Annotated in this window: 7 protein-coding genes and 2 pseudogenes; 5 read left to right on the plus strand and 4 right to left on the minus strand. The window is 60.3% G+C overall.

Annotated features, from left to right (window positions below):
* Positions 1–377 (plus strand): hypothetical protein (locus GQE99_RS18380; RefSeq protein ID WP_235917297.1); only part of this gene is annotated, 377 nt, incomplete at its 5' end.
* A 103-nt stretch (positions 378–480) separates the two neighbouring features.
* The gene (locus GQE99_RS18385) at positions 481–990 is read left to right on the plus strand and encodes a hypothetical protein (RefSeq protein ID WP_161353333.1); all 510 of its coding nucleotides are present in this window, start codon (positions 481–483) and stop codon (positions 988–990) included.
* A gap of 145 nt (positions 991–1,135) precedes the next feature.
* On the opposite strand, the gene GQE99_RS18390 is transcribed toward GQE99_RS18385, so the two are convergent.
* The 4 genes and pseudogenes from GQE99_RS18390 to GQE99_RS18405 all read right to left on the minus strand — a co-directional run bounded on the left by GQE99_RS18390 (position 1,136) and on the right by GQE99_RS18405 (position 4,647).
* A protein-coding gene (locus GQE99_RS18390; RefSeq protein ID WP_161353334.1) for an IS3 family transposase occupies positions 1,136–2,486 on the minus strand; the annotation gives its coding sequence in 2 pieces (ribosomal slippage) (positions 1,136–2,150 and positions 2,149–2,486; 1,353 coding nt in all).
* A gap of 53 nt (positions 2,487–2,539) precedes the next feature.
* A complete protein-coding gene (locus GQE99_RS18395; protein ID WP_161353336.1) occupies positions 2,540–2,740 on the minus strand; it encodes a hypothetical protein in 201 nt (66 codons plus the stop codon).
* 81 nt (positions 2,741–2,821) lie between these two features.
* Complete coding sequence (locus GQE99_RS18400) at positions 2,822–3,433, minus strand: MarR family winged helix-turn-helix transcriptional regulator (protein WP_202530940.1); 612 nt, start codon at positions 3,431–3,433, stop codon at positions 2,822–2,824.
* Positions 3,434–3,449: 16 nt separating this feature from the next.
* Positions 3,450–4,647: pseudogene (locus tag GQE99_RS18405) on the minus strand (IS256 family transposase).
* 240 nt (positions 4,648–4,887) lie between these two features.
* Between GQE99_RS18405 and GQE99_RS18410 the strand changes: the two are divergent.
* The 3 genes and pseudogenes from GQE99_RS18410 to GQE99_RS21620 form a co-directional block, all read left to right on the plus strand.
* On the plus strand, positions 4,888–5,598 hold the full coding sequence (locus tag GQE99_RS18410) for an alpha/beta fold hydrolase (RefSeq protein WP_161353338.1): 711 nt from the start codon (positions 4,888–4,890) through the stop codon (positions 5,596–5,598).
* 64 nt (positions 5,599–5,662) lie between these two features.
* On the plus strand, positions 5,663–6,604 hold the full coding sequence (locus tag GQE99_RS18415; RefSeq protein ID WP_161353339.1) for an alpha/beta fold hydrolase: 942 nt from the start codon (positions 5,663–5,665) through the stop codon (positions 6,602–6,604).
* Positions 6,605–6,773: 169 nt separating this feature from the next.
* A pseudogene (locus GQE99_RS21620) lies at positions 6,774–7,105 on the plus strand (transposase); the annotation flags it as partial.
* Positions 7,106–7,191 lie beyond the last annotated feature (86 nt).

Below are 7,191 nucleotides of genomic sequence, written 5' to 3' on the forward strand. Positions count from 1 at the left end.
CGCTTCCGGAGAAGCTCGCATCCGACCTGCCGGAGTCTCCCTACTCCAGAGAGGCGTTGCGGCGTCGTAAAGCGGACTTGGTCAGGAACAGCGACAAGCTGGATGCCATGCATACCGATGCGGGCCGGGCCTACTTGCGCGATGTGTCCCGGTACCTCGAGGGTCTCGGCATGAACCTGTCCCACGGCGGGCACGTGCGCCCTGCCCGCGAGCTGTTCCTGGCCTCCCTGGGTGTCCTCCACACCACCGCCTCGCTCGAGAGAACCGCCTATTGGCAACGCCTCGGGCCCGACGATCCGCCGTATTACAATTTCGCAGACCCGGCCCATGTCTTCCTGCGCGACTGCCGCGCCGCCGAACCCTACGGCAAGCCCTGAACCCGGCACACAAGGGTGATCCGCAAAACGGGTCACCCGGCCGGTCCAGGGCATTTTGCGCCCCCCACACATGACCCACGTCTCTACCCCGAAGGATACCAAAATGGCCTCCACATTCTATGACCTGATCGACGCATGCTTCGCCGACGTGTTCGGGCAGGAACCGATGGCGCGTTTCCTGCGCGAGCACGGCATACCCATGGCCGGCGAACCGCTGCCGCCAGGCATTGCATTCGGAAAACCGCGCCAGGCGTTTCGGAACGCATGGGATCTGACCCTCAAAGGCGAGGTGGACTACTTTGAGGGTTACGCTTGGGACCCCGTCTGCGGCGAACTACCCTTCCATCATGCCTGGGGTGTCGATCGGCGCACCGGTGCGGTTCGCGACACGACCTGGCGAGATGCAGCAGGCGCCGTCTACCTGGGCGTCCACGTTCCAACCGGCGTGCTGCTCACGAACCTTGAGGACAGCGGCGTCTTCGGTGTGCTGGACAAAGGTCGCGGGTTCGAGCACGGGACCGCGGACGCGATCTGGGGTTGGGTTGATCACACGCTCCCGCGCGATGTGCGATCGAAGCGGATCCAGCGCGAACATCGACGGCTGCATGCCTGACAGGCCGTTGAGCAAGTCCACGCCCACCGTTGTTTTGCAAGACACCGCCGCTACGCCCAGAGGTGGACCGGTTGTCCGTCGTCAGGTGATTTGGAACACGAGCGCCTGATCTCGAACGGAGGGTCTGGCTCGATGGGGTTTCAGTCTATGCCGCTGTCTGGCGGTGCAGCAAGCGGCGCTTCTCGATGGTCCTGGCTTTGATCTCCTTTCGTTGTCGCAGGATGGCTTCGGCCCTGCCGAGATAGACATCGGCAGGGGTGAGGTTGCCGAGGCTCTCGTGGTAGCGGTGGTGGTTGTAGTGGTCGATGAAGTCGCCGATCGCTGCTTCCAAGGCGCCTGGCAGGTAGTAGTTCTCGAGCAGGACGCGGTTCTTGAGGGTCTGGTGCCAGCGCTCGATCTTGCCCTGGGTTTGTGGGTGGCACGGGGCACCGCGAACATGATCCATGTTCCGGCTGGCCATCCAGTCGGCCAGCTCCCCGGAGATGTAACTGCTGCCATTGTCGCTGAGCAGCCTAGGCCGATGCGCGACCGTGGCGCGGTCACAGCCAGATGCGATCAGAGCATCCTCCAGGGTGGCAGTCACATCCGAGGTCTTCATCGTAGTGCAGAGCCGCCAGGCAATGACGTAGCGGCTGAAGTCGTCGAGGATCGTCGACAGGTAGAACCAGCCCCAGCCGACCACCTTGAAGTAGGTGAAGTCAGTTTGCCAAAGCTGGTTCGGCCGGGTCGTCTTCTCGTGGAACTCGTCGGCAGCTTTGATGACCACAAACGCCGGGCTCGTGATCAGGTCCTGTGCCTTCAAGAGCCTGTAAACGCTGGCTTCCGAGACGAAGTAGCGCTTCGTGTCCGTGAACCGCACCGCCAACTCCCGCGGCGACAACTCCGGCTCGTCGAGGGCCAACTCGACGATCTCGTCACGCACCTTGTCCGGGATCCGGTTCCACACCCGGGACGGGCGTGAGGGACGGTCCTCGAGCCCGGCGGCGCCGAGTGACAGGTAGCGGTCATACCAGCGGTAGAACGTCGTCCTCGGGATGCCGAGAAGGCCCAGAGTCTGCTTCGCCGGCAGGTGCGAATGTTCCACCTGCCGGATGATCTCCAGCTTCTCGGTTGCGGGGTATCTCATTCCTCGAACTCCCCATCCCCGAGCATGCTTTTTTGAGCAGGCGGTTCTCCAGCGTGAGGTCGGCGACGGCTTCTTTGAGCGCGGCTGCCTCGTGCCGCAGTTCCTTGACCTCGGGGCTCGTCGCCTGCCGCGCCGTGTCGCCTGCAAGCCGCTTCTTGCCGGCCTCAAGGAACTCCTTCGACCAGCTATAATACAGGCTTGTCGCGATCCCCTCGCGTCGGCACAACTCGGCGATGCTGTCCTCGCCGCGGAGGCCCTCCAGCACGATCCGGATCTTCTCCTCGGCCGAATGGTGCTTCCTGGTCCGCCGCCGGATGTCCTTCACGACCTTCTCGGCAGGTTCTTTGCGTGTTCCGGGTTTCTGTCTCATCTCCACTCCTTGGCGGTTACGATGAGCCAGAAACCCTCCGTTACGAAATCAATTCAGAAGTCCCAGGGGCGCTGACGGGGGACAACACGTTTGATGGAGAAAATCGACTCGTTGTTGTCTTTATCTTCCTTCAATTTGCAGGCATTCAAAATGGCTTCTGATTTTTGGAGAGCATGCTCTTGCGGCTCCACCTCTTCAGAAAAATGCTGCCCAATTGACTGGCTACCGCCGATTGGAATGGCGGCTTTTTTCACTGACGGGTAAGGCCCTAGGTTTCCAAAGGAAATGGCCGCCCACTGCACATGCGATAAGAAATGCCCCTTTGACGCTTGGAGTTAATCAACGAATCTACGGCGCATGCGCCGTGCGCTCGCATCCAGATCGTCGCTCTTACCAGTCCAACCTGGAACGCCGCCAGCGATCTTCGTCAGTAGCGACATATATTGCCGCCGCTCCGCCTTTGTCAGGGGCGCCAGCATGGACGCCTCCCTGGCCATGAGTTCGGGAATGAATGCACTATACGCACGCCGTCCCAGATCGGTCAGGTAGAGCAATTGGCGGCGATTATCACCCGGATCGACATCTCGTGTGATCATGCCATTTTTGTTCAGCGCGTTGACCGCGCGGCTTACATTGGTCTTGGAATGACCGGTCAGATCGCACATTTCCTGGGCCGCCACGCCATCGCGAAACGACAAAAAAATCAGCAAGATCGCCTCGGATCGCTTCAGACCAAGCTCATTTTCAATAACCCTGAACAAGGGCTCTCGATAGAAGTTGAGAATATAGGAGGCTTTGTAGGCGAACGGTATTTCAGTACCGTTCAGGACCGCATCGCGGTCCTGTAAACCCATATCCTTCTCATTTCTGCTTTCATCGGATTTCATGGTTTTCATGGTAGTGTCCCGGGAGATGGTGTAGGAACTGACGTCCACCTGCTTCTTCATAGCTGGTGTTGCTCGTTCACTGTGCGGCGATCATCGTCGCTGCATCGGGATGGTTACACATGGCGGTCAACTTTTCCACCGGCATGTAGCGGCGGGGAGACGGCCCACTCATCGTTTTGCTCCAGCATGAGCGCCCCGACGAGGCGGACGACGGCCTCTCTATTGGGGAATATCCCCACGACATTGGTCCGCCGTTTGATCTCTTTGTTAACGCGCTCCAGCGGGTTCGTGCTGTGCAACTTCGAGCGCAGGCTCTCGTGGAAGGCCATGTAGGCGAGGACGTCATGCTCTGCCTCGTCCATGAGTTCCGCGACATCCCGGAACCGGTCACGAAGGTTGTCGGCCACCTCGCGCCAGCGGGCATGGGCCTGGTCGCGGTCCTTCTCGGCGAAGACGGTCTTCACCACGGCGCTGACCACCGGCTTGTTGGCCTTGCCCACGCGGGCCAGCAGGTTGCGCTGGAAATGCACGCGGCAACGCTGCCATCCGGCGCCCAAGACCTTGCGCGCAGCGGCCTTCAGACCCTCGTGGGCGTCGCTGATCACCAGCTGCACGCCGCGCAGCCCTCGGCGCGTGAGAGACCGCAGGAAGTCGGCCCAGAACGTCTCGGCTTCCGAGGGCATGACCGTGATCCCCAGGATCTCCCGGCGTCCGTCCGTGTTGACGGCGACGGCCACTATCACCGCCATCGAGACGATCCGACCGCCCTCGCGCAGCTTCACGTAGGTCGCGTCGAGCCAGAGGAAGGGCCAGTCGCCTTCGAGGGGCCGGGTGAGGAAGGCATCGACCCGCTCGTCGATCTCCTCGCAGAGCCGCGACACTTGGCTCTTCGACGTGCCCGTCAGACCCATAGCGCGCACCAGATCGTCAACGGCGCGGGTGGAGACGCCGTGGATATAGGCCTCCTGTATGACCGCCATCAATGCTTTCTCGGCCGTTCTGCGCGGCTCCAGAAAGGTCGGGAAATAGCTGCCCTTGCGCAGCTTCGGGATGTTCAGCCCGATGCTGCCCGCGCGCGTATCCCATTGCCGCGGCCGGTAGCCGTTGCGCTGGTTCTCACGGTCCGGGCTACGCTCGCCATGCGCGGCACCGCACACGGCGGCCACCTCGATGTCCATCAGCCGCTGCGCGGCGTCCTGGATCAGCTCGCGCAGGAAATCCGTGTCATCGCTCTTGGCGATCACCCCCGGAAGGTCGATCATGGTCTCGGTCATCGTGCTCTCCTTCGTTGTCGTCGGTCGTCGAACAACCTCAGACTACGAAGAAGCGCGGTGGCCGCCAGTCAGGCCGCGCGCTGCGCTAAGCCAAAAGGCTTCGCGCGCGGCCTCTTACACCACCCCGTGGGGCACTACCGATTTCATAGTTGCAATTGGAACTAATTATGGTTGCATATGGGACGAAGCTATTCTACCATATATACGCTGAATAACATCATAACCCTATGGGAGGTAATCATGAAAATCGTATTGGTGCATGGAGGCTGGCAGGGCGGCTGGGCGTGGGACGACGTCGCCGCAGCGCTTGAAGAGAAGGGCCATGAGACCTTCCACCCCACAATGTTGGGCCACGAAAAGAACGACAACAGGGCCAGGGTGACACTTTCCAAAATGGCCGACGACCTCATTGGCAGGATCAAGGACCAAGGCTGGACAGAGTTCGCAATAGTCGGACATAGCGGCGGCGGCCCGCTGGCGCAATTGGTGGCTGACGCTATGCCGGATGCAGTAAAAAACATTACCTTTGTGGACGCCTGGGTCCTGCTCGATGGCGAATGCATAAATGATGTACTGCCCGCCGAACTTGTGGGAGGTCTTACCGCGATGGCCAGCGCATCTCCTGACAACACAGTCCCCATGACCCGGGAGTTGTGGGACAACGCTTTCATGCAGGACGCCGACACGGAAAGCTTGGACCGGCTTGCGCAGCGGTTGATATCCTGCCCGATGGGATGGCTCGATCAGTCGATCCGCCTCAACAGCTTCTGGGCGAAGAAACACCCATCTGCCTACGTCTTCCTCAAAGAAGATATGGCCATGCCTGCTGAGGTCTATCGCAACATGGCGTCCCGCCTGGAAAATCCCAAAACCGCCGAAAGTCCCGGCAGCCATCAGGCAATGATGACACGCCCACGCGAATTGGCCGACGCCATCGACAGCGTCCTCTGATGCGTCCCAACGCTTTGATCCCTGGAGGGTGCAGCTTCAGGTTGCCCGAAGGTAATGGCATCCAATGATTGAGGACGCATGCCTGTCCAAAACATCCGGCCCCCTTGGGCCGGATGGCGTTTACGCCGACATCATTGTCCCGGCTGACACCAATTTCGCAAGAACGCACGTCATGGTACACGGCGGCATGCACACTGGCGCCTGCTGGTTGCAGACGCCGGATAACCGGGAAGGTTGGGCTATACGGCTCGCTCGCACCGGTGATCGCGTCATATGCGTCGATTGGCCGGGGTGCGGCCGCAGCGGCTATGTCCCGCCCGAAAAGTTGACGGGACAGCTCGTTGCCGACCAGATCGCCGCGGCGGTAAAAACTCTCAAGGGCGAAATCATCCTCTGGACCCATTCAATGGGCGGCGCCATTGGCTGGCGGATTGCCGAATTGCTGGCCGGCCGGGTCAGCCGTTTGGTCGCGGTCGCGCCTGGCCCGCCAGGCAACATCCAGCCAGCCGCCAAACTGATGTCCCAAGGCCCGGATCGATTGGTCATGGAATTTGCCGGCGTTCCACTCGATGTACATCCGAACGGGCCGGTTGTACTCAGCCATGAGGCAGCCCGCGCCAAACTAATCGGCTCAAGCACGCAGTTTCCTCGTCAACACACGGACAGTTACCTTGCCGGACTGCAGGCAGTCCCCCGGCAACTTTTTCTGGAGCGTATCAATTTCGAAGGGCAGCAATTGCGGATGTTGACCCCAAATGCACTGGCCGGAACCCAGGTGCTGATTGTCACCGGCGACAGCGACCCCGATCATCCTCCCGCTACGGACTCCGCTATCGGCGATTTCCTGACGGAACAAGGGATGATCAGCCGCTTTGTGTACTTACCCGACCACGACATCACCGGAAACGGACACATGATGATGCTCGAACGCAACAGCGATCAGATCCTTGATCTGCTCGTGGTTCTTATCAACGAGTCACAGAAAATCAGCCCAACGCAAACATAGAATACGAGGACTGCTCAGCGCACGTCCAGTTGAGAAAAATGGGGGATGTGACAGAGATTGAACCCGTGACCATGGAGTAAACCCCTGAAAGTGGTCCACCAGCAGGGATGGATTTGACCCATAACTTGGAGGATCAGCGATGGCTGGAAAACGAGAGAAGCCCTAAGAAATTGTATCGAAGCTTCGGCAGGTTGAAGTTCCTCAGGGGCAGGGGACGGCGATTGCCGAGGCGGTGCGACATATTGGCATGACACAACAGACGTTCTATCGATGGCGCAAGTTGTACGGCGAGGCGCAACCGTCATTACTCGCACGGCTGAAGCAGCTTGAAAAAGAGTGCCAGCGGCTGCGTCGAGCGGTGTCTGACCTGACCTTGGACAAGCTCATCCTGCCCAAGGTAGCCAGGGGAAACTTCTGAGCCCTTCGCGACGCCGCAAGTGCATTGACCATGTTTGGCAGGAACTGGGCGTGTCCGAGCGCCGGGCCTCCCGTACTTTTGGCGTCGTCGCGTGATCACAAGGCGAACGTAGGATCCTCACGGTCCGAACAGAAACGCCGCGGCCCCTTTTTCCGGTCACTGCCTGGGC

The organism is Maritimibacter harenae (assembly GCF_009882975.1).
GTDB lineage: Bacteria > Pseudomonadota > Alphaproteobacteria > Rhodobacterales > Rhodobacteraceae > Maritimibacter > Maritimibacter harenae.